This window comes from Streptomyces sp. NPDC033180 (genome assembly GCF_055577645.1).
In genome coordinates this window covers 311,316-336,006 of record NZ_JBVIPU010000005.1, presented here as the reverse complement: position 1 = coordinate 336,006, position 24,691 = coordinate 311,316, and the positions used below count along the sequence as shown (strand labels likewise).

The following is a 24,691-nucleotide window of genomic DNA, read 5'->3' as shown; positions in this document are numbered from 1 at the left end:
TATGTGCAGGCAGATGTCGCCGAGAGCAGCTATTTGCCAGTGATCACGTAATGGCGACGTAATGATCTTGGTGGACTACACCCCAGCTCAGGCAGGCTTTGGAGCCCGCCCAGCGGCGTAGCCCACTGGGTGGCCGCCGCGTCAGAAGTGGACACCGTAGATAGCGAGTGGTTCGCGATCGACCATGGCACCATGGCTCTCCGCACCTTCTCCCGGAGCCACTCATCCAGAGGCTGCTCTTGTTCCATCACCAACACGAGTTCGCGGAGCTCCCCAAGAACGACGACGCGATGGGCCAGAGCTCGGCGGCACTCATCAACGGCAGGCTGCGTGAGCCCGAGGCTGAGATCATCAGGCCCCGCACCTCGGCTCTGCTGTAGACCCGCACGAGGTGCTCAGCAACAGGCCCCTTTCCGAGCACGTCCGCCCAGTACTTGACTTCAACGAGGTATGGAGCCCTGTCCAGCTCGACAACACCGTCGATCTGCTCGGTTACTTGCCCGCCCTCATCCCGCAGTGCAAATGCCTCACGTATAGACAGCCCCTCAGCAGCGAAGATCTTGTTTAGCAGGGCTTCCAAGGCAGTTCCGCGTCGCTGGGGGTCGCTCATGCGAATAACGGTGTTGAGCTCCTCGCGCAGCGCCTTTACGCGTTGCCGACGCTTGTCTGCTTGAGCTGCTTTCGCTTCCCTCGCCGCTTGACGCTCCTGGTGATCGTTTCGGCGTTGCAGATCGTTCTCATGCTGCAAGCGCGAGAAGGGATGGGCCGCGAACCCGGAGGCTCAAGAATGAGTGTGGCCCTGCCACCAACGCATCTGTCAAACCATCGTCGAGGATCATGGATCGTCGTGATCGTCTTCGTGCTGATGATCTGGTCCCCGACCGCACAGGCTGTGAGCGCCTATGTAGACGCATCAGCCATGGCCGTGATGATTTCTGTTGGGTGGTGTACAGCAGCGAAGTACAGCAACGACAGCAATCATCAAAGGACCGCACTGTCCATCTAGAACCTGATGCAGCCGGTATGACCGCTAGTGACCTATCCACATAGAGCTACGGATCAGAAGGTTGCGCTCGACGAGGCGGCCCGACTAATGGTGGGTCGCCTCGTCTTCCATCCCCCGTTTAAAGCCGTCCACGGCATGGCAAGCCCGAGATCCAGGGTGCACTCACCGTCATGACAGCAATTGCCCCTTACGGCTCGCCTGTGGTGCGCTCTCGATCCCTGCGCACTACTCGCGCGATCGCCTCAGCCTCGCCGAGTGAGCATCCGGCGACATATTCCAATCGAATGTCCTGAAATTGGCACGCACCATAGTGCTCATCGTCGTCTGTTCGACCTGTGACGTATGACCATCGTGATGCACCGCACGCAGGGCAGGTGAGAGAATCTGGCGGCTGTCCTGGTGGCATTACGATCCCCCTTCTGACCGGGCCCGTCGAAGCAACTGCCGCCGGGCTCTATAGATCATAAATTCCGGCACTCGTTGTACAGTTGTCCAAATGACATCAATGACGGAACCGAGAAAAGCAATACATGAAGCAGCCCAGCGCCAACCCTCTTGAACGGGTGCACCAGTGGTAAGGATTTCGGGTGGAGCCAAGACCAGGGATAGACCTAAAGACAGAAATGCAACACCAAAGTTGTAAGAGATCCCAATTCGCCAAGATCTCCGATTCCAGACTCGCAAGGCCTCGCGCTGCTGCCTCTGAATGTGGGCTTCTACACCATCCAAGTCGCTGTCCCACCAGTCCCTTGCATCGGCAGCCGAATAGAGGAACTGCCGGGCCGAGAAACTCTGTTGTATGCACAGCACGAGAACGAGTGACGCTATCGTTAACACAAATGCAGACTGATCCGGCCACCGGAATTTTTCACGATCAGAAGAGACTAGACCAATAAGAGCTATTGCCGCTCCGGCGAGAAGAGGAGCAGCGACAAAAGTAGCGGCGTCCGATGCCCCTCCATAGCCAAGATTCCCTGGCCGTGCCCAATCCTGTCCCTGCCTCTGATTCGCGATCTTCCCCACCCCCTGCTTTACGCCTAGTCTGCCCTTCGAGGAGATCCAATAACCGTGCTGTCCCGATCGTCAGCCGTCGTGCGACGGCCTTTCCCGAGCCTGAGCCCGGCGCCTCATCACCCGACCCTGACCATCACGCTTCACTGCCTCGCGGGGCTCAAATGCTCCGCTCTCTGTGGTATCCGAGGCCTGCAACTCTTGCCGGACTGCGGAATACACATGGACAGTGCCAGCACGTTCCAAGGTCGAGCCTCATCCCCGGCAGCTCGGAGGAGGGATCGTGCCACTCGCGTGCCACATCCTGCGGGAGACCACGGGGAACAGTGGAGACTGACCACAGGTACAACCAGGACTCCAACATCACTCCGCCACAGTTCAGCCCAACAATCGCGCGAGGAAGAGCCAAGCTTCCCAAGCTGAGGTTCGGAAGCGTGCGCCCGCGCACTCCTGCCCTACCAGCTTCGCGCCTTCACGGATGGAAGGAACCGCGCCACCGTGCCTAGAGCTTGGGACTGAGCATCAAGCTAGGGGGAGACCGAATGGCGAGGTGTGGTGCGCCCAACAAAACAGGCGGTCGGTGTCAGCGGCAGGTGGTGTCAGGCACCTCCCGCTGCGCAGTGCATCAGGGGCCTTGGTCGGCGTACGGCGTGGCCCAGCGCAAAGAGAAGGAAGCCAAGGCGAAAAAACGCAAGATACGCAAGAAGCGCTAGCCCAGGCTGACATCCCCGTGTGACATCAACGGCGCCGGACGCCAGCGCACTTGCACGCCCCGGGGTGGACAACGTCACCGCAGGACCCTGCGGCCAGACCGAGCGCGGATCGAATTCCTAAAGCGGCGGTCACCTGTCTTCTGACATGCAGCTCATCCAGCCTACCCGGTTGGTTCTGCCCACCGTCCGGGCTGCGGCGCTGGGGCGCCGGTCCCGGCCGGGCGGCAGAGCCAACCGCTGCGTAAGCGCTATGCAGAACAGTGGCCCCGTACGGCAGTCCGCCGAGAAGCGGTGCTGTACGGGGCCAAGAGCGACCAGTCACGGGAGCACTCTCCGACCGCAACACGCGGAGCGCGGTTTCGTCACGCGGCTTCGGCCCGTTGGTGGGGGTCGGTTGAACAGGCCGTAGACGCCGAGTTGGCCATCTCCGCGGCAAGGCCTGTCGCGATCAGCTCACCCAGAAGTAGCGCAGCCTCCGGCCGTATCCGGCCCAGGCGTACCAGGCCGTCGCCGAAGATGTTCACGTCGGCCGTGAGACCAGGGAAGTCGGACTCGAGTCCCAGGGCCGTGAGTTGTGAAGCCAGCAGGTCGGCGCTGTGCCTGGCCTGCGTCCAGCCGCGGACGTAGGGAATACCTGGCATCAAGTCCTCGGCACGCCTAGCAACGACTCCTCGCCGGTCGGTCATAGCGTCAGTCCTCTCGCATCCGCTGTTCGGTGCTTTCGTCGACTTCGCTGTTGCTGCTCCTCCCGCTCGCCAGTGCAAGTCGGAGGAGTTCAGCCAGGCGTTCAGCCGTTGCCGGTGACACTCTCCCGAGTTCGATCAGGCCGTGGCCGAAGGCGTTGAGGTCAGGTTGAAGGTACGGGAAGTCCTTTTCCATGCCCGCAGCCGTCAGGATGTCCCGCAGAGCACTCGTCGCGTTTCGGGCTGCGTACCAGCCGTCGCTGTCCAAGGGCGACCGCTGGGCAGCGTCCTGGTGGTCGCGTGGTTCATCCCGCATCGGTCGCCGACCTCTCGGGAGTGGCCATGTGCACGGCAGCCGGCGAGGGGTACTTCTCGCCGTACCGGTCGACCCGTGCCAGCAGTTCGGATGCGGCGACGAGCATGATTGCCAGAGCGACCGGACGTAGCGGATTGGCCTCAGGGCGGCGTACCGGTGCGCGAAGCCACTGGTAGCGATCACCCGACAGGGGCATAGGACCGGGGACCACGACTCCGGAACCGAGGCTCAAGTAGCGGTAGTTGGGCGGCGTCTGGGTCTCCCGTGCTAGGAAATTGTGCGAAGGCATCTTCGCTACGGGAGTTGAGCAGAAAGCCTACGCGTCGGGCCTTGTGGTCGGCGATGACAGGGCCGAACGGCATCCCCCGGCGCAAGAGTTGGTCGAAAGTCTCCAGGCCCGTGTTCTGCTCTATCGTCACCACGTCGAAGAGACGACCGGTCGGCAGCAGGCACGGGGTGCGCGGGTCGTCCTCCCAGACCGCCCGGCACATCACCGGATCGTCGGCAGCGGCGGAGAGCCACTCGACGCCCCTCCTGGTCATCCTCTGCACGTCATCTCACCTCGGTCTGACTGGATCAGCAGCTTCGGTGCTGCCGTGCGTCCAGACTCCTGGCCAGGGCCCTGACCAGGACAGATGACGAGAGGGGACGGGGGATGACGAGGGATGCGCCGGACCGTCACCCCCTGTCGTCCCCAAAGCGGAAAGGATCTCCTGCCACTTCCAGCGCGAGGGGACTACCTGCGCGTAAATTCGGTGGTGAGCCTAAGTTGTCGTACCGGCGCACGCGCGGGGAGGGAACGGCCACGTCATCGATGCAGTCGACCGGCATCCGCCTGGGTGAGGCACGGGCCAAACTGGGTTGGAGTCAGCCGCGGCTGGTGCGCGAGATACGCCAGGCAGCCACGCGCCGAGGCCACCAACTCCCCTCTGACGCCAGCGTGAAGCGGCGCATCGCCAGCGGGGAGAACGGGCACAGCTCGCCGGACGAGTTTTATGGGCCTCTGCTGTGCGACGCCTACGGTATGAGCGCTGCGGAGCTCGGGCTCAACCACGGAACTAGGGTGTGTCCGCTAATTCGGTCGTGTGGTCAGCGGTCTACCCAGTCCGGCACCCACACGTCGTGGGGGGTTCGCGGGCCTGCGGTGCGCAGATAGTCGCGTAGCGCGGTCAGCACGGGGTGTTGGTCTCCGCTGCGGAACAGCAGCACGTGCGGGTAGACCGGGGTCGGGTCGTGCAATGGGATGCGCCGTAGGTCGTGGGTCTGGGGCCACAGGTACCGGTCTCCGCTGCCGACAAGGGTGGCCAGCGAGGCCGAGTCCGCCAGCGTGTCCATCAGGGCCTCGTCACCGAAGTTGGGGCCGAGCGCGTCGATGCTCAGGCCGAATTCCTCGGACAGCGCCTGGTAGAACGCCGCCCACTCCGTGCCCGGCATGATCCCGGGGATCCAGATGCGGTGGCCGGCCAGGTCCGCAGGACTAACCCAGGGCGCGTCAGCCAGCGGGTGGCCGGGTCCGACCAGGAGCTCCAGGGGTGCGTCCAGGAGTCGTTCGACGCTGATCCCGGTCGGGACCTGGTCTGCCGGCAGGGCACGGAAGGAGGCGTCGACGGTCCCTTCGAGCACCGCCCGGGCGGCCTGGGGGGCGTTCTCCGCGCTCAGCGTGACCGCGTCCAGGTCCGTCTCGGGGTGGGAGCGGTAAAACCGGTAGACGGCCTGGGCCGGGAAGATGCGCCGGTTGAGGACATCGACGCGCAAAGGACGGCTTCCGGGGCGCACGGCCTGCTCGGCCTGCTCGATGGCCGCCACTACCTTCTTGGCGTGCGGAAGGAAGACCTGCCCGTCCGGGCTCAGCCGGGAGCCTCGGGAGGTCCGCACCAAGAGCATGACCGCGAGGTGCCTCTCCAGGGCCGCGATTCGCTTGGAGGCCGCCTGCTGGCTGACCCCCAACTCGTCGGCCGCAGCCTGGAACTGGCCGGTCTCGGCGACGATCACGAACGTCCGCAGCGCTTCAACATCCACGCTTCCACTTTACCGTCACAACCATTGGTTGTGCCCGGAGTGGCGCAGGGTTGTTTGATCGAGTGCTCTGCGCGGTGGTGGGATCAGCGCATGTCTACCCGCACAGAGCAGGTCATGTATGTCCAGACGCCTGAGTTCACACGTCATGCTGAGCGAATCGTCGAGGTGACCGATGCGACGTCTCGACTGAACGTCCTTCCGTTCAGCGACGGCGAACGTCGTTCGGAACTACTTTCCGTTGTGTTCGGCGGCCCGCTGTCGGAGTTGGTGGTGATCTACCCGCCGTTCTTTACCGAGTGCGGGCTGAACACGACGTTCGGGGAGAACGTCTTCGTCAACCAGGGATGCACCTTCATGGACAAGGGAGGCATCCGTATCGGCAATGGCGTCATGATCGCCCCGAAGGTCAGCCTCATCACAGGAGGCCATCCACTGCCCCTGGCCGAGCGCCGCGAGTACCTCTCTTTCGCCCCGATCGTCATCGAGGACGACGTCTGGATCGGGGCAGCTGCCTTGATCACGCAGGGGGTGACCATCGGTGCCGGTGCGGTGGTCGCTGCCGGTGCGGTGGTCACTCGTGATGTTCCTGCAGGCACCGTGGTCGCGGGAGTGCCCGCCCAGGTGATCAAGACGATTGACTGAGCCCGGCCGGGCTGCTGGCCCGGGTGCGCGGCACCTCTGCGGTCTGGTCCTGATGCCTCGTCACGCGCGTTTGACCGACCGGCAGTGGGAACGCATCCGGCCTCTGCTGCCCTCCAGTTCCGGTCGTCGTGGCAGGCCGTGGGCCGAGCACCGCCGCATTGTGGAGGCGATCGTCTACCGGTACCGCACCGGTGTTCCTTGGCGAGACCTCCCAGCCGGGTTCGGACCCTGGAAGACCGTGTGGGCCCGCCACCGCCGCTGGGCGGCCGACGGGACCTGGGACCGTGTGCTCGGCGTCCTGCTCGCCCGCGCAGACGATGATGGGCTGATCGACTGGCGGGTGGCGGTGGACTCCACCATCACCCGGGCCCACCAGCACGCCACCAACATCCGCCGCCCCGAGAAGTGCCGGGCCGCAGCCCGAGGGCAGGGCCTCGACGCCCACCGAGAGCCCGCCGGGCACGCGATCGGCCGTTCCCGCGGCGGGCTGACCACGAAGATCCACCACGCCGTGGACGGTCAGGGCCGACCGCTGGCCGTCGTCGTGACGCCCGGGCAGGCGCACGACGGTCAGTGCCTGCCGTTGCTGCCGGCCGACCTGCGTGTCCCCAGGACCGGAGCAGGTCGCCCGCGCACAACTCCGGCCATGTTGCTCGGGGACAAGGCCTACTCCTCCCGCGCGATCCGAGCGGCGCTCAAGGCCCGCGGGATCACTGCGGTCATTCCTGAACGGCGTGACCAACAGGAGCACCGTCGCCGCCGCAGTTCAGCAGGCGGGCGTCCGTCGAAGTTCGATCCGGTGGCTTACAAGAACCGCAACGTGGTCGAGCGGTCCTTCGCCCCGCTCAAGCAGTGGCGGGGCCTGGCCACGAGGTTCGACAAGCTCGCGATTGTCTACCGCTCGGCCGCGGTCCTCGGCGCCGTGCTGGTCTGGGCTCGCATTTGACGGACACGCCTTAGCCACGACGCGGCTCTCCTGGACGCGAGCTACCCAGCCAGTCCCGATGCGGCGATCACGGCCGTCGGGCAGTTATGGCGGGCCGATCTCAACGGCTACGAACCTCTGCTCCAGGCCGAACCTTCCGAGCCTGCGTGGAGTGAAGCGTCCTTGCGGTGGCTGGTGGCCTCTGAGCCATCGACTGCCCAGCAACCACGGGACAGTGTGCGGGTCGGTCTGGGCGACGTTGCCGCCATCAAGACCACCGCAGACATGTTCGCTCAGCTTGACGACCGCTTTGGTGGGGATCACGCGAGACATGCGGTCGTGCAGTACCTCAGCCATGAAGTAGCTCCGCTCCTGCGCGGCCAGTACACCGAACCCGTCGGCCGATCCTTGTTCTCCACCGTCGCCGAGGCCACACTCCTCGCCGGTTGGATGTCTTACGACGCATGCCATCACGGCCTCGCACAGCGGTACTTCCTCCAGGCCCTGCGTCTGGCGCAAGATGCCAATGACCGTCGGCTCGCCGGGAGCATCCTGTCGGCCATGAGCCACCAGGCCACGTTCCTTGGTCGCTTCACTCAGGCCGCGACCCTTGCCCGCGCTGCCCTCATGGGCATCTCCCCCGTCGCCACGCCGACGCTTCGCGCCCAGTTCCACGCCATGGAGGCTCGCGCGCTGGCACGAACCGGCGATGTCCGCGCCTGCGAGGCCGCGCTCACTGCCGCGACGAAGGCGCTGGAGAGCCGAAACCACGACGACGAGCCAGAGTGGATCAGCTACTTCGACGAAGCCGAGCTCGCCGCTGAGGCCGCTCACTGCTTCCGCGACGTCAACAGCGCCCGCCAGGCCGTCGCGCACGCCGAGAACGCGATGAGTGGCAGCCATGTGCGCAGCGATTTCTTCGCGACCATGGTCCTCGCGGATGCCCACTTACGAGCCGGGGATGTTGAGGAAGCCTGCCGCGTAGCCCTGGACGCGCTCTACCTCGGCGAACAGCTCAAGTCAGCCCGGTGCGTGAGCTACCTGGCAGAGTTCCGACGCGATCTTGCGCGAGTCGACGGCGGCGCGACCGTACGCGACCTCCATGACCAAGCCCGCGAACACAGGCTGTGGGTTGCCGCCGGCGCAGAGGCTGGCCCCTGACCGCGAGTTCAGAAGGGCTGCCACTGGTCACGGCCCCGGCCGGTACGCAGTGACTGCACTCGTCGGGCGAACTCCTCGGCAGATCGTTCGTTCGTAGCCGCCTGGTGCCCGACCCAGACCACCATCATCAACTCGCGCAGGTCTGCCAGGATCTCGTATCCCGGCCAGTTCATCAGGTCGAAGCCGTAGCGGTGGACGAACTCGGCGTACTCCGCTTTCGTGTGCCAGCCATACCGCTCGTAGTACATCGCGGTCAGGACCAGATCCCACTCACGAGGGGCGAGCGCGAAGCCATCGAGGTCGATCAACACGGCGTGACCGTCACGGTGGCGGAGTACATTCCCGATGTTCGCGTCACCGTGGATCATCCCGAAGGGGAGGACGAAGTCCAGCCGGTCGTATTTTTTCGCGAGCTTCCCGGCCCGATCCCAGAGGAACGTGTGGTCTTCCGCCGTGACCCCGTCCAGGCCCTCGAACGAGGCCCGCAGCTTTGCCAGCGGATCGAAGTACGGCAGGCCCAGCGTTTCAGGCTCCTCGAGCCAATGCAGGCGACGCAGCAGATCAGCAAGCTCGCCAACCGTCGCGTACTCCTCCCGCTCCTGCGCACTCTCCCAGAAGGTCACCACCCGGCCGCCTACGGTCAGCGGCTGCTCAATCCGGGCTGGCACTCGCGTGGCCGGGAAGTTCTCCCTCTCCAGCCATCGAGCCACCTCTACCACCCGTTCCATCTCCGCCAGAACCGCCGGGTCGCGGGCTACGCGGACGATGAGCGGCGACGACGCCAAGCGGTAGACAGCGTTCGAGCCCAAGCGCAGCAACTCAGCGCCTGTCAGGTCCAGTTCGGCCTTCTCACACGCCTCGCGGAGAACGATCTCGACGCCCCCCGCCGTGAACTCCGTACCGCCGCCCTGGCCCTCACCGCTGCCCGAGATCATGTCTCCGACCTTACGGCGCACACCCACGGCTCGACAGACCGCCCACGTAATGGGGGCGTAATGACCTTGCTCAGCGAGCCCCGTCCCAGACGCTCCCTCGCAGGTCAGGGCCGCAACGCGATCAGCGCCTCATCTGGGCTCCGGAGCCGTGTGCGCAGGTTCGAATCCTGCCGGGGGCACCTTGAAGAAGGTGCCCAAGACCCCGTCACCAGCGGAAACACTGAGGCCGGGGTCTTCGCGTATGTGCAGGCAGATGCAGCCCGATGCGCCGCATGTCGAGGCCTGTGGACGAGGCGTGGACGGGATCTTGGAGCGACCCGCAGGTGATGCCGCATGGCGGAGTCGAGCAGCCTCCACTCCTTGTTACGCCATGCTCCCCCACGACCACCCTGCAGGTGGGCGCGAGCCTGGCGGAGGTGATCCGGCGCCACGGCCATCAGCCGCCGGCTGAAGTCAGACGACTGGACGAGTTGGAGGATCTCGTGGATGTGACCACGCTTGCCGTCGCGCTCATCACCGTCGGAGGGACGTTGGGGGGAACCCTCGGTGGGGCGGTGCTCAGCCCGCGCGCCAACCGGGAGCAGAACGAGCGGGTCGACCGAGAACGAGAGCAGGAGCGCCACGAGCAGGCGATACAAGCCCGCCGAGATCTCTATGCCCGTCTGAACACCACCGCCCGCGCTTGCCGAGTCGCCGCCCGGGACGCCGTCTTGGCGGCGAAGCGCGGCGAGAGCGTCGACCCGGCTCTGCTCGAAAGCGCGAAGGAGGCTTGGGCGGACGAGTACTCCCAGGCACAGATGGCACTGGCCAAGGATGTCCTGGACGTCGCCTCGGCACTCAACAGGTCTCTTGGGATCGGGTATGCGGTCGTCAAGCATCTGTCCGGCAGCCCCGACCTCGACGGGGCATACCAGCGGGCCGATACATGGTTCAGTGGCCCCCTGTCTGACGGCGTATCACGCTGCGACATGACCTCGGAGTCGAGGCCGACCCCGGTTAACCCGGCCACGGGAAATGCCACCGCGAGTTGTGGGAAACCCGTCGTGGCTGGGGTAGTTGGCCTGCGGGGTTGACCGCGCTCTCCGCCGCCGATGTGCTTCCACGCATGCCAGGGACGGACGACGATCAGCCAATCGAGGCTCCCCCCCCCCCGCTATCTCCCAGCCGGTAACACGGCTCAGGGCTATGTTGACACCAGGCTGTCTCGATACCAGAAGTGGTACGACGGGTGATGGCTTTGGGTAGCCAGGTAAACGCCGACGTCCAAACATCAAGCGAGATACCGAGCACGCGGCCGGAGCCCCCGTAGAGAACGGCTGCCGTGGAGGACGAAGTGCTCTGCGAGGCGAGAGCCAACGACCAGTAACGGCCGCCGGGTCTGACTGGGTCCCGTGAGCGCCTTCTCAGCGCTCATCTCCTCCTCGTGAAAGGATCACTCCCTCGCAAGACCCGGGGAGGGGTTCCATGGGAGAGAAGCTGCGTGTCGGACAGGTGCTGCGCTATGCGAGTGCCAAAGACCCAACTGACCCTGTGCTCGGCGGGTTTCCGAACTTCCACTATGTGACCGATGCTCCCGGTCACAAGAAGGCATGCTCGAGGCAGGCATCAATGGGATGGCCAGGGTCTCGGCGAGTGGACGGTTGCGACGGCCAGCGATCCTGATCCGCTCGAGCCCATGGAAGGCCGGTAGCGAACAGACCCCGTGGCACGACGTGTTCGACTTGGACAACGGGCATGTGCGGTACTTCGGTGATCACAAGGTAGGGGTCTCAAAGACTCCTGGGACGACCACCGGAAACGCTGCTCTGCTCGATGCTTTCGCCGAGCATCAGGCCCCGACGCCCGAGGACCGTGCCGGCGCGGCCCCGCTGTTGCTGTTCCGTGCCGTGTCACGTGACGGCAAGGTCAAGGGCTTCGTGGAGTTCTGCGGGCTCGGGGTCATAGAGCGAGCCGAGCGGATCATTCAATGGGCGGGGCATGAGCACACCACGTTCACCAACTACGTGTACGACATCGCCCTGATCGACCTGACAGCAGAGAACGATCAGGTCGATTGGGACTGGATCACGGCTCGCCGCACTCCGTTGGTTTCCGATCAGGAAGCCCTCTCGAAGGCGCCCCACGCTTGGCGGGAGTGGGTCGGGCGAGGGCACTCTGCGCTACCGCGGGTTCGGCGACGCGTTGCACGGGCGCGCATCACCAAAGTACGTGATCAACGTCCGGTGACCGGCAGCAAGCGGCACGACGACCTACAACTCGTCTACCAACAGTTCGACGGACGCAAGCACGACTTCGAAGCCGTCGCTTCCGCCGTCGCCGCGCGGGTGCTGAGGGGCTCTGGACACAGCTACCGCGAGGGGTGGATCACCCGCCGCTCAGGGGACGGAGGAGCGGACTTCGTTGGGCGCATCGACCTGGGCGCGGGACTCGCCGGTACCAGCCTCGTAGTCTTGGGCCAGGCTAAATGCATACGCCCGGACAGCCTCGTGTCCGCCGAACAGATCGCACGAGTCGTTGCACGCCTGCGCCGCGGTTGGATCGGCATCTACGTCACCACCGGAGCCTTCTCGGAGCCGGCTCAACTCGAGATGGTCGAAGACCAGTACCCCATCGTCCTGGTCAGCGGGATGGACTTGGCCCGCGAGTTGCGCAGCATGGCCCGAGACGATCACGGCGACGACCTGGCCGCCTGTCTGAACCACATCCTCTACGCCCAGGGCGTGCCGATCACCAGCCGTCGCCCCGAGGAGATCCTTTTGGAGTGACGCCCGCCGGCGCGACCGCGCCTACGGACGGTGTATTCAGCCCCAGGGGGCGGGGCGCCGGGCCGTGGAGTCGGGTACTACCAGAGCTCCCCCGAGGCTACTTCTTCCACCGCAGCTTCAGGGCCTTCTTGGGTCCAGCGGCTGAGGAAATCGTCTAGTTGACCATTCTGGAGGCTCTTCGCCACCGATGTCAGTTCCAGAGCGGATTCCAGGCAGGGGTCGTTCAACGTGGGCCTGTTGAAAGCGAAGATGGCGTCGTAGAGATACCTGAGGCGATCTTGCGGAATCTTGTAGTAGTCGCCGTCGATGATGAAGTCCTCACCCTGGCCCCAGCGAATATCAATGAGGCCGTCCACGTAGCCGGCCCGCAGAAAGAGTGGGTCCAGGTTGGCGATCAATGCCCCTCGAACCTTCAGAGCAGAGGAGTCGTCCCTGTAGTAGGAGCCGAACTTCAGGAGCTGGTACGTGCCCTTCTTGATGTCGTCGGTTCGCCCAAGGCCTGGTTTCGTCTTGTTGGAGTCGATCTCGTCGCCCCACCCATTGACCAGGTAGGCCAGCCGCGCCGCTCGCCCGACTCTCTGGACCTTGGGAGTCCTGTAAGCCTCGTACAGCTCGATCCAAGAGGCCAGGAAGTCGCGAAAGTTCCCCGGCTGACGGAAGTATTCAATCATCGGCACATACGGCCAGTCGGCCGCTGCCTTTTCACCGAGCGGAATCGTCTGTCCACGGTGAGGGATTGCGAGACCAAGGGACGCGCCGGCCAGGTTCATATCGACCAGTGAATGTTGATCGTACTCACGCGGCTCGCCGGATGTATCCGTGAGCAGCGGCTCAGGAAGATCTACTACAAGCGGGAACGTCACCATCGGCGACGCTTTGATCTCAAACAGCAGAAGGAGATCTTCTCGGTATCCGATAGCGTCCACATCATGCGACTGCTTCGTGATCGTGGCGACCGCAAAAGGTTCGTCGTTCGCCGCCGCGATCATCTGAAGCAGCAGGACCGAGACCGCTGTGGTGATCTCGCCAATATGGTGACTGGTGGGCTTGTGCTGCGCACCGTTCAGTCTGGGACCGAGACCGAACTCAACAGAGCAGTGCGGACATTGCTTGAGGAAGGAGTAGTAGGCCCTGGGGGTGCCCTGGCGATTGCAGTAGATCCACTTGGAGTTGACTACTCGACCGTGCAGATACTCGGCATTGGAGACCAGATCAAAGGCTGCGGCGAGCGCAAGTCGGAAAAGTGAGTCGTCCTGGAAGGCGTTCCGCAGGAAGGGGTCATCGAGATACTGTTCCTCCTGTATCAACTCCTTGTAAGAATTGACAAGGACACCCAGAAATTGACTGGCCCGCCGACCGTCGATGTACTCATTGCCGAGTAGATCGCCATCCGCACGACGCAGGAGATCTGCGATCTTTTCCTTTTTGCTTGAATCTGCGTAATTTGGAAAGTTTATGGTCACGCAATTGCCCCCAAGTCCAGCTCGAGCTGCGACGAGGATGCCGAGGATACCGTCGGCCTCAGAATCGCAGCTTCCCCTTCGGTCAGGAATTTTTCAATGCTGTGTTGCATCACCCATCGCACAGCCGGCACACAAACGGCGTCACCAAAGGCGTAAAGAGCGGCCTGCTCGGTTTCTGGGACGACGAAATCCGGTGACATGTTCGGCAGCGCAACGCCCTGCAGCCTGGCGCTCTCGAGGCCGGTGATCCTTCGGACCTGAGCCGTGCCCTTCCGAAGCCGGACAACGAACTGAATCGATGATCCCCCCTTAGGGGTGCGCAAGCATGCTGCCAGACCGTCCCAACGAACATTGATGATCTGCTCGCGGAGCCCTCTTCGCCTGCCCCTACGAGTCGCAGTCAAGTGGACGTCGGCATCGGAGTTCATCAAGTCAACGAGTCGCGGCTTGTGGTCGTGCTCCAGATGCGACCAGAAGTATTCCATCCGCTTGGCGTCCCACCAACGCCCGTCATCGATGGGAATGTCTTCGATTACATCGCGAAGCGACAACGTTCGATCCGGCACGGAGGGAAAGTCAAAAAATGCCCAGGGCAAGTGCCTGTTACGGTCAAAAACGTGCCGAACCTTGTATCGCCGGATGTGCGAATCTGGCATCTCGATGCCGGCTGCCAAATTCGGGTCGCGTACCGCAATGATAAACACGCGATTTCGCGTCTGCGGAGTGAAGTGTTGAGCATCGACCTGTACCAGATCAAAGGCATACCCGAGCCGCGCGATCTCGGTGAGCAGGAGATCGATGCTGCGCCCTTCATGGAGCGTCAACAAGCCGGCGACATTCTCCAACAGAAGAAACTGCGGAGCTTTGCCTTCAGCGATAAGACCGGAGATATGCTCGAGGAAGGACCAGACGATGCCGCTGTGCTCAGCTTCGATCCCACGCCTGCCCCCGGCCTGACTCAGGTCGATGCACGGGAAGGACGCAGTAGCCAGCGAGGCGTGAGGCAGGTCCGCTGCGGGGATTTCCCGGATGTCGGCGTCAGAGAACGCGACATCCGGAAAGTTGGCCTGGTAGGCGACAACCTTCTGAGGGTCGTTGTCGTTCGCCAGCAGACAATTCCACCCCAGCGGCGACAGGGCTTCGTGAATAAGCCCGATACCAGCGAAGAACTCGATGAAGTTCTTGCTCTGCTGCGCCTCACCGCCTGGAACGGCGTTGAGCTGCGCAGCAGAGCTACGACTCTGAGTCATCACCATGTACCTGCATGTGTCGTAAGCCCTCGTTCGAGCTTCTCAGCTGGGGGGCGTGGCGGCGTGGACGATCACGCATCGTCTCACATCGGCCCTCCACCTCAGTAGGTTTCGGCACCGCTTGTCCAACGGCACCGATGAGTCCTGCCGTGGACGCCGGTCTGCATTACCGACACACGATCAGCCGCACGCAGGGAGAGAATCATGACGGCCACGTACACCTTCGATGTCTTCTCCAGCCTCGACGGCTTCGGTGCCGCCGGCGGCGAATGGACCGGCTACTGGGGCAAGCAGGGTCCCGAGCTCCTCGATCACCGCCTCGCCCTGTACGACGAGGAGCAGCGGATGGTCTTCGGGGCCCATACCTATCGGGCGTTCGCGCAGATGGTGGCTTCGAGCACCGCGGAGTCCGAGGTGCGTGACCCGTGGGTCACACGGATGCGGAATCTGCCGACGACGGTGGTGTCGACCACGCTGGAAGGGCCTCTCGACTGGCCGGACGCGGACGTCGCGAGCGGTGACGCCGTCGATGTCGTCGCCCGGCTCAAGAAGGAGTCCAAGGTTCCGTTGCGCTCGCACGGCAGTCTGTCGATGAATCGGGCGCTGATGGCCGCCGGTCTCGTCGACCGCGTCCAGGTGACGCTCTTTCCCGTGATCACCGGTCGGACCGGTCTTGATCCGATCTTCCGGGATGCGGCCGACTTCGACCTCGAACTGATCGACCACCGTACGCTCGACGGCCACATCCAGGAGCTCGTCTACCGGCCCACCCTGCATGCCTGAGCCCGCCCCCGGGTCGGCCCTAACTCCGGCGGATCGGCGGCAGTTCGTACGTCCCGTCGAAGATCGCGGCGTGCGGTGTGTACATCCGCAGGATCGGACGGAAGTGGCCGCTGGGCGTGGGTAGCCAGTTGGCGGCCGTCTTGTCGTCCTGGTCGTCGGCGGGGCGCTGCGCCTGGAGAACGAGCGTGAGCGAGCCGTCGTCGTCGTAGGCGAGACCCGGGGTGCGGTCGCCGATGGAGTAGCGGGCGATGGGGTTGTCGACCAGGTAGTAGTCCGGCAGGTCGTACATCGTGATCGACCAGAACGCGTCCACGGGCGGCGGCTTCTCGAAGCGCAGGGTGTAGGACTGTCCGCCCTCCAAGGGCTGACCGTCGCCGTCGTTCCACGTCATCGCGTACGCCGCTTCGTAGGCGTGGTTGCCCCAGAGCGCGGTGCGGGCCGAGGTGGCGCGCACCATGCGGCCCAACTCCCGGTCCGTGTAGATCCATTGCGGATCCTTGAGCGTGCCGACCTCGAAGTGGTCGGCGTTGTAGTCGAAGGCGTGGTACGTCAGCTTCCAGCCGTTCTGCTCGGCACTGTCCCCGTGGGTCGACGTGTACTCGACCTGCTCCTTGCCCGCGGCGAATCCCGCGCGCAGGGCTTCGGCGAGGTCGGGCTCGGGCGTCGCGTAGGGGCTCTGCGCGTCCAACAGGCCCAGCGGGGCGAACTGTTGCTGATACGCGAGGTCTGCGGGCGCGGGCGGGAAGGCGGCCATCCTGGCCCGCAGCTTCTCGTAGAAGAGCAGCTCCGGTTCGCCGTCGGGGACGTACGTGTGGGTCGGCAGCCCGTGGGATTCTCCGGAGGCCGTCCAGTACGGCTCCAGGAGGGTGTCCTCCTGGAGGGCACGTACCGCCGCCACGTCGTCAGGGCCCGAGCAGGCCCAGCGGCCGACGATCGACGCCACGTCTGTCGGTACGGCGATCCTGGTGGCGCCCAGCGGGACCTCCTCGTCCCAGCCGGGCGGCGTGAGCAGGAAGCTGGCCGCGCCGGTGCCGGTGGCGCGGCGGCCCACGTACGCGAAGTTGTTGGTCCAGGCGTCCACGAACTGCAGGACGTAGTAGCGGCCGTCCGTGTCCGGCACCGTCAGGAGCAGGGCGCCCCCCGACAGGTCGAGCTGGGCCAGCGAGTAGATGGTGTCGTTGTTGACGCTCACGAAGGGGTCGTCCGGTCCCGCGAGCCTGCTTGCGTGGCTGAACTCGTTGAACGGCGCGGGGGCCAGGGAGCCCATGCCCTTGCGGGAGAAGCGGTCGACTTCGTCGAGGTTGAGCACCATCGGGCAGCCGTAGATGTACGCCTCGGCCGCCAGCGCCTGGAGATCGGTCGTGCCGTCGGTCATGCCCGCCGCCTTCTTGAGATCAAGCTCGCTCGTCGTCGTTCGTTCTTCTCGTTCGTGATCAAGGTTCTACGGACATCGTCGGGCCGCCGTGCCCCTCCTGCCACTCCTGCGCCGAACGCGGCGTGGCGTGGCCCGGCGGGGCGGTGGTCTCACCCCTCCGGTGCGCCCGGGGGTGCCTGATCGCCGTAGCGGCGCTCGAACTTGGCGACCTGGCCCTCGGAGTCCACGACGCGGGCGCGACCCGTGTAGAAGGGGTGGCTCTCGGAGGAGATCTCCACCTCCACCAGTGGGTACGTCTCGCCGTCGTCCCACTCGATGGTCCGGTCGCTCTCCGCGGTGGAACGGGTGAGGAAGGCGTAGCCCGCCGAGCGGTCCCGGAAGACGACGGGCCGGTAGTCGCTGTCCTTGTCCTGGGTCATTCCCCCAGGTTCCCCGCGTCCGTACGCGGCGGCGAGCCTGGGGACGCCACGTGGGTTGCGTCGGCGCTTGAACCGTCGCCCCCCGTGTCCGTCGGTGGCCCCGCAGCCTGCGCCTGAGCGAACAGGCTCACCCACCCACCCACCCACCCATCCGGCCGATCACCCCGCAGCCTGCCCTGTCCGAACAGACCTTCCCGCCCAGCCGCCCGATTGCCCCGGGGCGCCGGGGGTGCGGACAGGAGGGGCGAGCGAGGGCGTAACTGGCCCGGGGGGGGGCGGGTGGACGACGTACAGGCCAGGGGGGCGGGTGGACGACGTACAGGCCAGGGGGGCGGGTGGACGACGTGCAGGCCAGGGGGGGGCGAGTGGGTACCGTTCTAAGCCGAAGTCCGCTTCTTTGCCGTTTGCTTCTTCGCTGCCGTCTTCTTCGTTGCCGTCTTCTTCGCAGCCGTCTTCTTCGCCGCGGTCTTCTTCGCCGCAGTCGTCTTCTTCGCCGTCGACTTCTTGCCCCCGACCTCCTTCGGCGCCGTCTTCGCCGCAGCCCGCTTGCGCCCACCCCGCTCCAGCGGCGTCACGTCCGCCACCCCGCCACTGCCCCGTCCCGTCTTGGCCGCGCGCACGCTCTTCTCCAGCGCCGCCATCAGGTCGATCACCTTGCCACCGGAGTCCCCCTCCGCGGCCGGCGCCGCGGGGGCCGTGCCCTCGGCCTTGGCGGTGATGAGTTCCTCCACCGCGGCGCGGTAGTCGTCGTGGAGGGTGGAGATGTCGACCTCTCCCAGCGTGTCCATCAGCGCGTCCGCCAGGTCCAGCTCCGCGTCCCGCACCTTGGCCTCGGCGTCCGGAGCCACGCCCTCCGGCGACCGGATCTCGTCCGGCCACAACAGCCCGTGCATCGCGATCACGTCGTCCACCGCCCGCAGCATCCCCAGCCGCTCCCGCCCCCGCAGCGCGTACCTGGCGATCGCCACCTTCCGGCTCCGCTTCAGCGCCTCCCGCAGCATCGTGTACGGCTTCGCCGCGGGCACTCCATTGGCCGACAAGTAGTACGCCGTGTCCATCTGCATCGGATCGACCGCGTCCGCCGGCACGAAGGCGACGATCTCGATCGTCTTGGCGGTCGGAATCGGCAGGGCCGCCAGATCCTCGTCCGTGATCGGGATGATCGCGCCGTCCGCGTCCTCGTACCCCTTGCCGATCTCGGCGGACGTCACCTCCCGCTCCTCCAGCTCGCACACCTTGCGGTAGCGGACCCGGCCGCCGTCCTCCGCATGGATCTGCCGGAAGGACACCGAGTGGTTCTCGGTGGCGTTCACGAGCTTGATCGGGATGCTGACCAAGCCGAAGGAGATCGCACCGTTCCATATGGATCGCACGTCAGGCACCTCTCAGCAGCCGAGCATCGCTCTCACGGTGATTCATCCGATTCAGGTGATTCAGGTGATTCATCACCATTCATGGGAGTCTCATCGTATGACGCCGATCACCGAGGTGGAGGGGCGGCGGCTGGCCCTCAGCAATCTCGACAAGGTCCTCTACTCCGCGTCCGGCTTCACCAAGGGCGAGATGCTGCACTACTACGCCAGCACGGCCGAGGCCCTCCTCCCCCATCTGCGCAACCGCCCCCTCTCCTTCCTGCGCTTTCCGGACGGGCCGGACGGCCAGCGCTTCTTCGCCAAGAACGTGCCCCCGGGCACCCCCGACTGGGTGCATACCGCCGAGGTGCCACGCTCGGACGGGAACATCCGGCAGATCGTCGTGGACGACCTGGCCTCGCTGATGTGGGCGGGCAACCTCGTGACCGAGTTCCACACCCCCCAGTGGCAGGCGGACGCCCCGGCCCTGGCCGACCGGCTCGTGCTCGACCTGGATCCGGGCGAGCCCGCCACCATCGTCGAGTGCTGCCGGGCAGGCCTCTGGCTGCGCGAGCGCCTCCGGGCGGACGGCCTGCACGCGTACGCGAAGACCTCGGGCTCCAAGGGCCTGCACCTGCTCTGCGCCTTGGAGCCGACGCCCTCCGAGGACGTCACCGCGTACGCGAAGAAGCTCGCCCAGGCAGCCGAGGCCGAGCTGCCCGACCTCGTCGTCCACCGGATGACCCGCAGCCTGCGGCCCGGCAAGGTCTTCGTCGACTTCAGCCAGAACGCCGCGGCGAAGACGACCGCCACCCCCTACACCCTGCGCGCCCGCCGGGACCCGACGGTCTCCACCCCCGTGACCTGGGAGGAAGTAGAGGGGTGCGGCGACCCGGCAGAGCTCGTCTTCCTGGCGGCCGACATCGCGCCCCGCCTCCAGCGACATGGGGATCTGCTGGGCCCGCTCACCGATCCGGACCGGGCCCGCCCCCTTCCCCGTACGGCAGGCTCATGAGCCGCGTGACCGGCATCACATCTAATCAAGTTTGACTAGCGATGTAATCGAGCATAGCTTCCTCACGTAGTCAAACTTGATCAGGAGCCCGCATGACCGTTCTGCCCGAGACCGGATACGTCGCGACCGACGAGGACCGTGCGAGCCTTGCCGCCTGGTTCGCCGCGTACGACGCACACAGCGCCAAGCGCGATGTGGAGCGCATGGCCGACCTGGCCGTCTTCCCGCTCAACCTGGTCAGTGACGACTCCGCGGGCGACGGCCGCTCCGCGCAGTGGGACCGGGAACAGTTCGTCGCGACCATGACCCACGTGATGGGGGACGGGAGCGAGGACATCACCTTCGAGTCCACGCGCACGCCCGTCTTCCTCTCCCCCGCCATGGCGGTGGTCTTCACCGACTCGGTGATGACCGCGAACGGCGAGACGCAGCAGCTGCGGTACGCCGACATCCTGCTGAAGCGGGGCGGGGCCTGGGCGTTCCAGACCATGATCCAGGGTGGCTGGGGGGACAACCTGTAAGGGGGCAACCCGGAAGGGACGGCCCGTGGAGGCGAGCCCTCCCGCGTTCAGACCCGCAGCCACGTACGCCGGTCGCGGGCCATCGCGTGCAGAGCCTCCACATCGGCCGGTTTCAGTACGCCGCCGATGCCCGCGAGCGCCGCCACCTCCCCGTCGCGCACGATCCGCACCTCGCGCGGCGGGGCCGTGACGTCGAGGCCCGCCGCCCCGCAGAGGGCCAGAACCGGGCGGATCTCGGCGGTCAGCGCGAAGGACGCCCGGTCGGCGTCGGCGCGCAGCTCCCTCAGAAGTGGACGCGGGTCCGCGCGGCCGACCGTGACCATCGGGTCGGCGACGCGCACCCGCTGCTTGCGGGCGGGGAGCGTGTGGACGCCAAACAGACCGCCGGGGCCGATCAGGAGGTGATGGATGCGGGCACCGCCCGGCAGCGGCACCGAGTGCAGGGTGTGCCAGCCGCCGCCCTCGAGGCCGTCGAGCACATCGCCGATGGACTGCTCGGCGGTGAGCGCCCGCTGCCGCGGGTCGGCGCGCAGCCTGCGGGCGGGGGCCGGGTCGCGGTCCAGGGCGATCAGGAGTGCCTCACCGGGGCGGTTCGGGGCCAGGTCGTCGTCCGGATGGAGGGCGAGGCGGGCCAGCTCGGCGGGGGTGGGTACCGGGGGCGGGCCGACCGAGAAGCCGCCGGTCAGGAAGGGTGCGAGGGCGCGCAGGACGGCTTCCCTGTGCTCCTCGTCGAGGAGGTTCACGCGGGACGACTCCCTCTCGTACCACGCCACGCTTCTGCCGTCCGTGAGACAGACGTAGAGCCGCTCCTGTCCGTGCCGCCAGGCCGGTATGACGCGCAGTCCGCTCATGCACCACCACCCCACGGACCATGGGAGCAGCAAGGGCATGCCGTGGGCAAGAACCTGGGCGACGGAGAAGGAAGTTGAGCCACTCGTAACTGCACCGTCTCCGCAGTTATGGCCGGCTGTTACATAGCCGACGAACTGCCGCAATGGCGGACATCTAGCTTCAGAGGTGCCCCTTTCGTAGCTGCGGAGGTGTTCCTTCCGCGGCTTCCGGGTGCCCTTTCGCTGCCTGGCAGCGATCGGCCGCCAGCCTCCAGGCTCCAGCCGTAAGGACCGACCGCCCATGAGCAGCCACCGCCGCCGCACCTTCCTCCGCTCCGCCGCCGTGACCACCGTCGTCGGCAGCGCGCTCCTCATGCCGGCCGTGGCCGCCGTCGCGGACGCCCCGGCACACGCCGAGGGCACGCGGACGGTGGCGCCGGCCGCCCCCGGCACCCCCGAGGGCGGGGTCAAGGCCGGCACCGAGGGGTTCCACAGCGGCGACCCCGTGTTCATCGTCACCGGTGGCGCCATGGCGGTGGCCGGAGCGGCCGGTCTCGGATACGCGATGCTGCGCCGCGGCCGCACCGACGCCTGAGCCCCCTCCCCCACGCACCCCGCAGGAGCCGCTGTGAGCACGCCCACCGAAGAAGCCCCCGTCCCCGCGCCCGAACCCGCCTCCACCCCCGCGAAGCGCCGCCACACCACCCGCATCGCCGCGGCCGCCACGCTGACCGCAGCCCTCGGCATCGGCCTGATCGCCTGCGGCCAGGGCTCCGGCAAAGACCCCGCGCCCGACGTCAAGGTCGACGACGCCACTGCCTCACCGGCGGCCGACCCGCACGCCCCGCTGGAGAAGTCCCGCCCGACGGGCCTGCGCATACCGGCGGCCGGCGTCGACGCGAAGTCCATGCTCGACCTCGGCGTGGGCGCGGACGACGCGCTCGAAGTGCCACCCGTGAACAAGGCGGAAGAGCCGGGCTGGTGGACCGGCGGCGCCACCCCCGGCGAGAAGGGGGCGGCCGTTCTGGTCGCGCACTACGACACGGTGAAGGGGCCCGCGCTGATGAAGAACGTGGCGAAGGTGAGAATGGGGGACAAGATCGAGGTGCCGCGAGCGGACGGGAGCACCGCGACGTTCAAGGTGCGCGAGATGGAACAGGTGGACAAAAAGAACTTCCCCACCCATAAGGTGTATGGGGCGACCAACCGGCCCGAGCTGCGCCTGCTGACCTGTGGCGGGCCGATCAAGGGCGGTCACCGCACCGACAACATCATTCTCTACGCCGACCTCGCGCCGTAGCCGGACCCGGGCAACGGGACCCGGACCGCGCGGCGCCGCAACCGAACCTCGCGCCGCAGCCGAGCAGCCCCCGGGCCCGCTCCACCGGCAGGCAGGAGTGCAGTGCACCGGAGCCGTCTCGCGCTCGCCACAGGACTCGTCCTGTCCGCCGCCCTGCTGGCCGGCGGCTGTGGCGACCCCGGCGGCCTGCGCAGCGCGGGATCCACGCCCGACGCCGAGGCGCCCACGCGCCTGTGGCCGAAGCTGCCGCCTCCGTCGGCTCCCGCCGAGGACTACGGCACGATAGAGAGCCTGCCGGTCAAGGGCGTGCGTGTGCCGGGCGGGGACCTGCACAAGGTGAATCCGGTGGCCGTCGCCAAGGCCGACTTCGACGAGAATCCGGGGATGTACAGCCGTTCGGACGCGGTCTACAAACAGACGGCCGAGCAACTGGCCGCATGCGACACCGGCCACGGCGGCGACGACGAGTGCCCCGTCCTGAACGCCTACTACCGCGACCTCACCGGGGACGGCGAGGACGACCTCATCGTCGGCATCCGGCTCGCCCGGGGGCACGCCGAGAATCTGGACATACGCGCCTACGCCGTGGAGAAGCGGCAGTTGACGCAGATCATGGAGATGGGGGACGCGGTGCTCGGTGTGGAGCTGGCCGGTCATGAGGTGATCGTCCGCGCCGTCTCCGGCATGCAGGGCTACGAGTACCGCACCGTCTGGTCGTGGGACGCGCACCAGAAGACCATGCTGCCGACGACCGACGAGATCGTGCGCTCCCCGAACGCGCCGAAGAGGAAGCCTTCGCGCAAGCCCGAGCCGGCGGCGAGCGCACGCCCCATGCCCTCCCCGAGCGGCAGCCGATGAGCCACCGGCTGCCGCGCGGACCGCGGCTCCCCGCCTGGACGGCGACGCTGACCTGGAAGGCCGCGGTCTTCATCACGGTCATGTGCTGTGCGCTCGCCGCGCTGCTCGGCGCGCTCGTGCATGTCTCGGTGACCAACCAGACCGTGGGCCAGGCCCGCGACCACGCCCTCACCCGGCTCGACGACGCCACCGCGGCGTTCGAGGCGGGCGACGATCCCGGCCCCGGCGCGGGGGTCGATCCGCCGGGCCTGCCCGAACAGCTGCGGAAGCTCGCGGTGGGCGGGGAGCGCGGGACGATGGTCGCCGCGCGGGACTCCCGGCCGACGATGTGGGCCGCGGGCCCCGCCACGGACCGGCGTGCCATCGCCATCCAGGTCGACTACGCCCAGGGCGCCCGCACGATCGACGGCCTCGACCGGGCGATCCTCGGCTCCTCGGCTCTCGCGATCGGGGCGACGCTCCTGGTCGGAGCGTTCTCCGTGACGCGCGTGACGCGGCGCCTGCACCAGACGGCGAGGGTGGCCCGCCGGATCAGCGCGGGTGACCTCGACGCCCGCGTGAACGACCCGCGCACCCGCGAGCCGTCGCGCCTCCAGGACGAGGTGGCGGCGGTCTCCGGAGCGCTCGACACGATGGCGTCCTCGATGCAGGGCAAGCTCCAGAGCGAGCAGCGGTTCACCGCGGACGTGGCGCACGAGCTGCGTACGCCGCTGACCGGTCTGCACGCGGCGGCCGAGCTGCTGCCGCCGGGCCGCCCGACGGAGCTGGTGCGCGACCGGGTCGCCGCGCTGCGGACCCTCACCGAGGACCTTCTGGAGATCTCCCGGCTCGACGCGAAGAGCGAGCGCGTCGATCTGGACGACCACCATCTCGCCCCACTGGCCGAGCGTGCCGTGCGGGGTTCGGGAGCCGATGCCGAGCTGGTCGTCGTACGCGATGTCTGCGTGGAGACCGACCGTAGGCGTCTGGAGCGGGTGCTCGGGAATCTCATCGCCAACGCGGACAAGCACGGGCGGCGGCCCATCGTGCTGACCGTCGACGGACCCGTGGTCTCGGTGCGCGACCACGGCGACGGATACCCCGACTACCTGGTGGAACACGGGCCGCAGCGGTTCCGCACCGAGGGGACGACCAGGGGTCACGGGCTCGGTCTGACGATCGCGCTGGGCCAGACGGCGGTCCTCGGCGCGCAGCTGACGTTCACGAACGCGGCGGACGGAGGCGCGGTGGCGACGCTGACGCTGCCGTACGAGGAGTGCGCGGGGAACGGTGCCAGGGGCGCCGACGGGACGGCCTGACGGGCGGTTTGACGCCGCGTGAGCTTTTGCGCACTCAGCGTGCCGATTTTA

24 protein-coding genes and 1 pseudogene are annotated in these 24,691 nt (G+C 66.6%); 13 read left to right on the top strand and 12 right to left on the bottom strand.

Annotated elements, in window-relative coordinates:
* Positions 1 to 247: 247 nt before the first annotated feature.
* Complete coding sequence (locus tag ACZ5WE_RS18080) at positions 248 to 610, bottom strand: hypothetical protein (RefSeq protein WP_467689053.1); 363 nt, start codon at positions 608 to 610, stop codon at positions 248 to 250.
* A gap of 87 nt (positions 611 to 697) precedes the next feature.
* Between ACZ5WE_RS18080 and ACZ5WE_RS18075 the strand changes: the two genes are divergently transcribed.
* Positions 698 to 1,006, top strand: coding sequence for a hypothetical protein (locus tag ACZ5WE_RS18075; protein WP_467689051.1), 309 nt, complete (start codon positions 698 to 700; stop codon positions 1,004 to 1,006).
* Positions 1,007 to 3,092: 2,086 nt separating this feature from the next.
* On the opposite strand, the gene ACZ5WE_RS18070 is transcribed toward ACZ5WE_RS18075, so the two are convergent.
* The 4 genes from ACZ5WE_RS18070 to ACZ5WE_RS18055 all read right to left on the bottom strand — a co-directional run bounded on the left by ACZ5WE_RS18070 (position 3,093) and on the right by ACZ5WE_RS18055 (position 5,748).
* The gene (locus ACZ5WE_RS18070; RefSeq protein ID WP_467689049.1) at positions 3,093 to 3,371 is read right to left on the bottom strand and encodes a hypothetical protein; all 279 of its coding nucleotides are present in this window, start codon (positions 3,369 to 3,371) and stop codon (positions 3,093 to 3,095) included.
* Positions 3,372 to 3,420: 49 nt separating this feature from the next.
* Positions 3,421 to 3,729: a hypothetical protein gene (locus tag ACZ5WE_RS18065; RefSeq protein ID WP_467689048.1), complete on the bottom strand. Its 309-nt coding sequence runs from the start codon at positions 3,727 to 3,729 to the stop codon at positions 3,421 to 3,423.
* Positions 3,719 to 4,018: a hypothetical protein gene (locus tag ACZ5WE_RS18060; RefSeq protein WP_467689047.1), complete on the bottom strand. Its 300-nt coding sequence runs from the start codon at positions 4,016 to 4,018 to the stop codon at positions 3,719 to 3,721. The genes ACZ5WE_RS18065 and ACZ5WE_RS18060 overlap by 11 nt, the downstream gene beginning before the upstream one ends.
* Before the next feature lie 800 nt (positions 4,019 to 4,818).
* Entirely contained in the window at positions 4,819 to 5,748 is a 930-nt protein-coding gene (locus ACZ5WE_RS18055) for a LysR family transcriptional regulator (protein ID WP_467689045.1), read from the bottom strand.
* Positions 5,749 to 5,862: 114 nt separating this feature from the next.
* On the opposite strand from ACZ5WE_RS18055, the gene ACZ5WE_RS18050 reads away from it, so the two are divergent.
* The 3 genes and pseudogenes from ACZ5WE_RS18050 to ACZ5WE_RS18040 all read left to right on the top strand — a co-directional run.
* Positions 5,863 to 6,390 carry a DapH/DapD/GlmU-related protein gene (locus tag ACZ5WE_RS18050; protein WP_467689221.1) on the top strand — a complete coding sequence of 176 codons (528 nt, stop codon included), beginning with the start codon at positions 5,863 to 5,865 and terminating at the stop codon, positions 6,388 to 6,390.
* A 52-nt stretch (positions 6,391 to 6,442) separates the two neighbouring features.
* Positions 6,443 to 7,336, top strand: a complete 894-nt coding sequence (locus ACZ5WE_RS18045) for an IS5 family transposase (RefSeq protein WP_467689044.1) — start codon at positions 6,443 to 6,445, stop codon at positions 7,334 to 7,336.
* An 18-nt stretch (positions 7,337 to 7,354) separates the two neighbouring features.
* A pseudogene (locus tag ACZ5WE_RS18040) lies at positions 7,355 to 8,476 on the top strand (hypothetical protein); the annotation flags it as partial.
* Positions 8,477 to 8,484: 8 nt separating this feature from the next.
* Here the strand turns inward: ACZ5WE_RS18040 and ACZ5WE_RS18035 are convergent.
* Positions 8,485 to 9,411 carry a phosphotransferase family protein gene (locus tag ACZ5WE_RS18035; protein ID WP_467689042.1) on the bottom strand — a complete coding sequence of 309 codons (927 nt, stop codon included), beginning with the start codon at positions 9,409 to 9,411 and terminating at the stop codon, positions 8,485 to 8,487.
* A gap of 482 nt (positions 9,412 to 9,893) precedes the next feature.
* On the opposite strand from ACZ5WE_RS18035, the gene ACZ5WE_RS18030 reads away from it, so the two are divergent.
* Together ACZ5WE_RS18030 and ACZ5WE_RS18025 are read left to right on the top strand one after the other, a co-directional pair.
* Entirely contained in the window at positions 9,894 to 10,484 is a 591-nt protein-coding gene (locus tag ACZ5WE_RS18030) for a hypothetical protein (RefSeq protein ID WP_467689040.1), read from the top strand.
* A 516-nt stretch (positions 10,485 to 11,000) separates the two neighbouring features.
* Complete coding sequence (locus ACZ5WE_RS18025; protein WP_467689039.1) at positions 11,001 to 12,176, top strand: restriction endonuclease; 1,176 nt, start codon at positions 11,001 to 11,003, stop codon at positions 12,174 to 12,176.
* 77 nt (positions 12,177 to 12,253) lie between these two features.
* Here ACZ5WE_RS18025 and ACZ5WE_RS18020 read toward each other — a convergent pair whose 3' ends face one another.
* Together ACZ5WE_RS18020 and ACZ5WE_RS18015 are read right to left on the bottom strand one after the other, a co-directional pair.
* On the bottom strand, positions 12,254 to 13,639 hold the full coding sequence (locus ACZ5WE_RS18020; protein WP_467689037.1) for a hypothetical protein: 1,386 nt from the start codon (positions 13,637 to 13,639) through the stop codon (positions 12,254 to 12,256).
* On the bottom strand, positions 13,636 to 14,895 hold the full coding sequence (locus ACZ5WE_RS18015) for a DNA cytosine methyltransferase (RefSeq protein WP_467689035.1): 1,260 nt from the start codon (positions 14,893 to 14,895) through the stop codon (positions 13,636 to 13,638). The genes ACZ5WE_RS18020 and ACZ5WE_RS18015 overlap by 4 nt, the downstream gene beginning before the upstream one ends.
* Positions 14,896 to 15,093: 198 nt before the next feature.
* Between ACZ5WE_RS18015 and ACZ5WE_RS18010 the strand changes: the two genes are divergently transcribed.
* Complete coding sequence (locus ACZ5WE_RS18010; RefSeq protein WP_467689034.1) at positions 15,094 to 15,672, top strand: dihydrofolate reductase family protein; 579 nt, start codon at positions 15,094 to 15,096, stop codon at positions 15,670 to 15,672.
* Positions 15,673 to 15,691: 19 nt separating this feature from the next.
* Here ACZ5WE_RS18010 and ACZ5WE_RS18005 read toward each other — a convergent pair whose 3' ends face one another.
* From ACZ5WE_RS18005 to ku, 3 genes are all read right to left on the bottom strand, one after another.
* On the bottom strand, positions 15,692 to 17,047 hold the full coding sequence (locus ACZ5WE_RS18005; RefSeq protein WP_467689032.1) for a DUF1254 domain-containing protein: 1,356 nt from the start codon (positions 17,045 to 17,047) through the stop codon (positions 15,692 to 15,694).
* A gap of 149 nt (positions 17,048 to 17,196) precedes the next feature.
* Positions 17,197 to 17,466 (bottom strand): type B 50S ribosomal protein L31, encoded by a 270-nt coding sequence (locus ACZ5WE_RS18000; protein WP_467689031.1) that lies wholly within the window; start codon positions 17,464 to 17,466, stop codon positions 17,197 to 17,199.
* Positions 17,467 to 17,843: 377 nt separating this feature from the next.
* Positions 17,844 to 18,839, bottom strand: a complete 996-nt coding sequence (ku, locus tag ACZ5WE_RS17995) for a non-homologous end joining protein Ku (RefSeq protein ID WP_467689029.1) — start codon at positions 18,837 to 18,839, stop codon at positions 17,844 to 17,846.
* 97 nt (positions 18,840 to 18,936) lie between these two features.
* Between ku and ligD the strand changes: the two genes are divergently transcribed.
* Positions 18,937 to 19,833, top strand: a complete 897-nt coding sequence (ligD, locus tag ACZ5WE_RS17990; protein WP_467689027.1) for a non-homologous end-joining DNA ligase — start codon at positions 18,937 to 18,939, stop codon at positions 19,831 to 19,833.
* A gap of 92 nt (positions 19,834 to 19,925) precedes the next feature.
* Positions 19,926 to 20,354, top strand: a complete 429-nt coding sequence (locus ACZ5WE_RS17985; RefSeq protein WP_467689025.1) for a DUF4440 domain-containing protein — start codon at positions 19,926 to 19,928, stop codon at positions 20,352 to 20,354.
* 47 nt (positions 20,355 to 20,401) lie between these two features.
* On the opposite strand, the gene ACZ5WE_RS17980 is transcribed toward ACZ5WE_RS17985, so the two are convergent.
* Positions 20,402 to 21,205 (bottom strand): nuclease-related domain-containing protein, encoded by an 804-nt coding sequence (locus tag ACZ5WE_RS17980; protein ID WP_467689024.1) that lies wholly within the window; start codon positions 21,203 to 21,205, stop codon positions 20,402 to 20,404.
* A gap of 280 nt (positions 21,206 to 21,485) precedes the next feature.
* On the opposite strand from ACZ5WE_RS17980, the gene ACZ5WE_RS17975 reads away from it, so the two are divergent.
* The 4 genes from ACZ5WE_RS17975 (at position 21,486) to ACZ5WE_RS17960 (ending at position 24,640) form a co-directional block, all read left to right on the top strand.
* Complete coding sequence (locus tag ACZ5WE_RS17975) at positions 21,486 to 21,779, top strand: hypothetical protein (RefSeq protein WP_467689022.1); 294 nt, start codon at positions 21,486 to 21,488, stop codon at positions 21,777 to 21,779.
* Between the two features lie 33 nt (positions 21,780 to 21,812).
* The gene (locus ACZ5WE_RS17970; protein WP_467689020.1) at positions 21,813 to 22,484 is read left to right on the top strand and encodes a class F sortase; all 672 of its coding nucleotides are present in this window, start codon (positions 21,813 to 21,815) and stop codon (positions 22,482 to 22,484) included.
* A 102-nt stretch (positions 22,485 to 22,586) separates the two neighbouring features.
* Positions 22,587 to 23,342 carry a hypothetical protein gene (locus ACZ5WE_RS17965; RefSeq protein WP_467689018.1) on the top strand — a complete coding sequence of 252 codons (756 nt, stop codon included), beginning with the start codon at positions 22,587 to 22,589 and terminating at the stop codon, positions 23,340 to 23,342.
* On the top strand, positions 23,339 to 24,640 hold the full coding sequence (locus ACZ5WE_RS17960) for an ATP-binding protein (protein ID WP_467689016.1): 1,302 nt from the start codon (positions 23,339 to 23,341) through the stop codon (positions 24,638 to 24,640). Before ACZ5WE_RS17965 ends, ACZ5WE_RS17960 begins: the two co-directional genes overlap by 4 nt.
* Positions 24,641 to 24,691 lie beyond the last annotated feature (51 nt).

What these genes read in the sequence shown, in the direction of transcription:
- ACZ5WE_RS18080 (WP_467689053.1), bottom strand. Translation starts at nt 610, where the DNA reads ATGAGCGACCCCCAGCGACGCGGAACTGCCTTGGAAGCCCTGCTAAAC.
- ACZ5WE_RS18070 (WP_467689049.1), bottom strand. Translation starts at nt 3,371, where the DNA reads ATGCCAGGTATTCCCTACGTCCGCGGCTGGACGCAGGCCAGGCACAGC.
- ACZ5WE_RS18065 (WP_467689048.1), bottom strand. Translation starts at nt 3,729, where the DNA reads ATGCGGGATGAACCACGCGACCACCAGGACGCTGCCCAGCGGTCGCCC.
- ACZ5WE_RS18060 (WP_467689047.1), bottom strand. Translation starts at nt 4,018, where the DNA reads ATGCCTTCGCACAATTTCCTAGCACGGGAGACCCAGACGCCGCCCAAC.
- ACZ5WE_RS18050 (WP_467689221.1), top strand. Translation starts at nt 5,863, where the DNA reads ATGTATGTCCAGACGCCTGAGTTCACACGTCATGCTGAGCGAATCGTC.
- ACZ5WE_RS18045 (WP_467689044.1), top strand. Translation starts at nt 6,443, where the DNA reads ATGCCTCGTCACGCGCGTTTGACCGACCGGCAGTGGGAACGCATCCGG.
- ACZ5WE_RS18035 (WP_467689042.1), bottom strand. Translation starts at nt 9,411, where the DNA reads ATGATCTCGGGCAGCGGTGAGGGCCAGGGCGGCGGTACGGAGTTCACG.
- ACZ5WE_RS18025 (WP_467689039.1), top strand. Translation starts at nt 11,001, where the DNA reads ATGCTCGAGGCAGGCATCAATGGGATGGCCAGGGTCTCGGCGAGTGGA.
- ACZ5WE_RS18015 (WP_467689035.1), bottom strand. Translation starts at nt 14,895, where the DNA reads ATGGTGATGACTCAGAGTCGTAGCTCTGCTGCGCAGCTCAACGCCGTT.
- ACZ5WE_RS18010 (WP_467689034.1), top strand. Translation starts at nt 15,094, where the DNA reads ATGACGGCCACGTACACCTTCGATGTCTTCTCCAGCCTCGACGGCTTC.
- ACZ5WE_RS18005 (WP_467689032.1), bottom strand. Translation starts at nt 17,047, where the DNA reads ATGACCGACGGCACGACCGATCTCCAGGCGCTGGCGGCCGAGGCGTAC.
- ACZ5WE_RS18000 (WP_467689031.1), bottom strand. Translation starts at nt 17,466, where the DNA reads ATGACCCAGGACAAGGACAGCGACTACCGGCCCGTCGTCTTCCGGGAC.
- ligD (WP_467689027.1), top strand. Translation starts at nt 18,937, where the DNA reads ATGACGCCGATCACCGAGGTGGAGGGGCGGCGGCTGGCCCTCAGCAAT.
- ACZ5WE_RS17985 (WP_467689025.1), top strand. Translation starts at nt 19,926, where the DNA reads ATGACCGTTCTGCCCGAGACCGGATACGTCGCGACCGACGAGGACCGT.
- ACZ5WE_RS17980 (WP_467689024.1), bottom strand. Translation starts at nt 21,205, where the DNA reads ATGAGCGGACTGCGCGTCATACCGGCCTGGCGGCACGGACAGGAGCGG.
- ACZ5WE_RS17975 (WP_467689022.1), top strand. Translation starts at nt 21,486, where the DNA reads ATGAGCAGCCACCGCCGCCGCACCTTCCTCCGCTCCGCCGCCGTGACC.
- ACZ5WE_RS17960 (WP_467689016.1), top strand. Translation starts at nt 23,339, where the DNA reads ATGAGCCACCGGCTGCCGCGCGGACCGCGGCTCCCCGCCTGGACGGCG.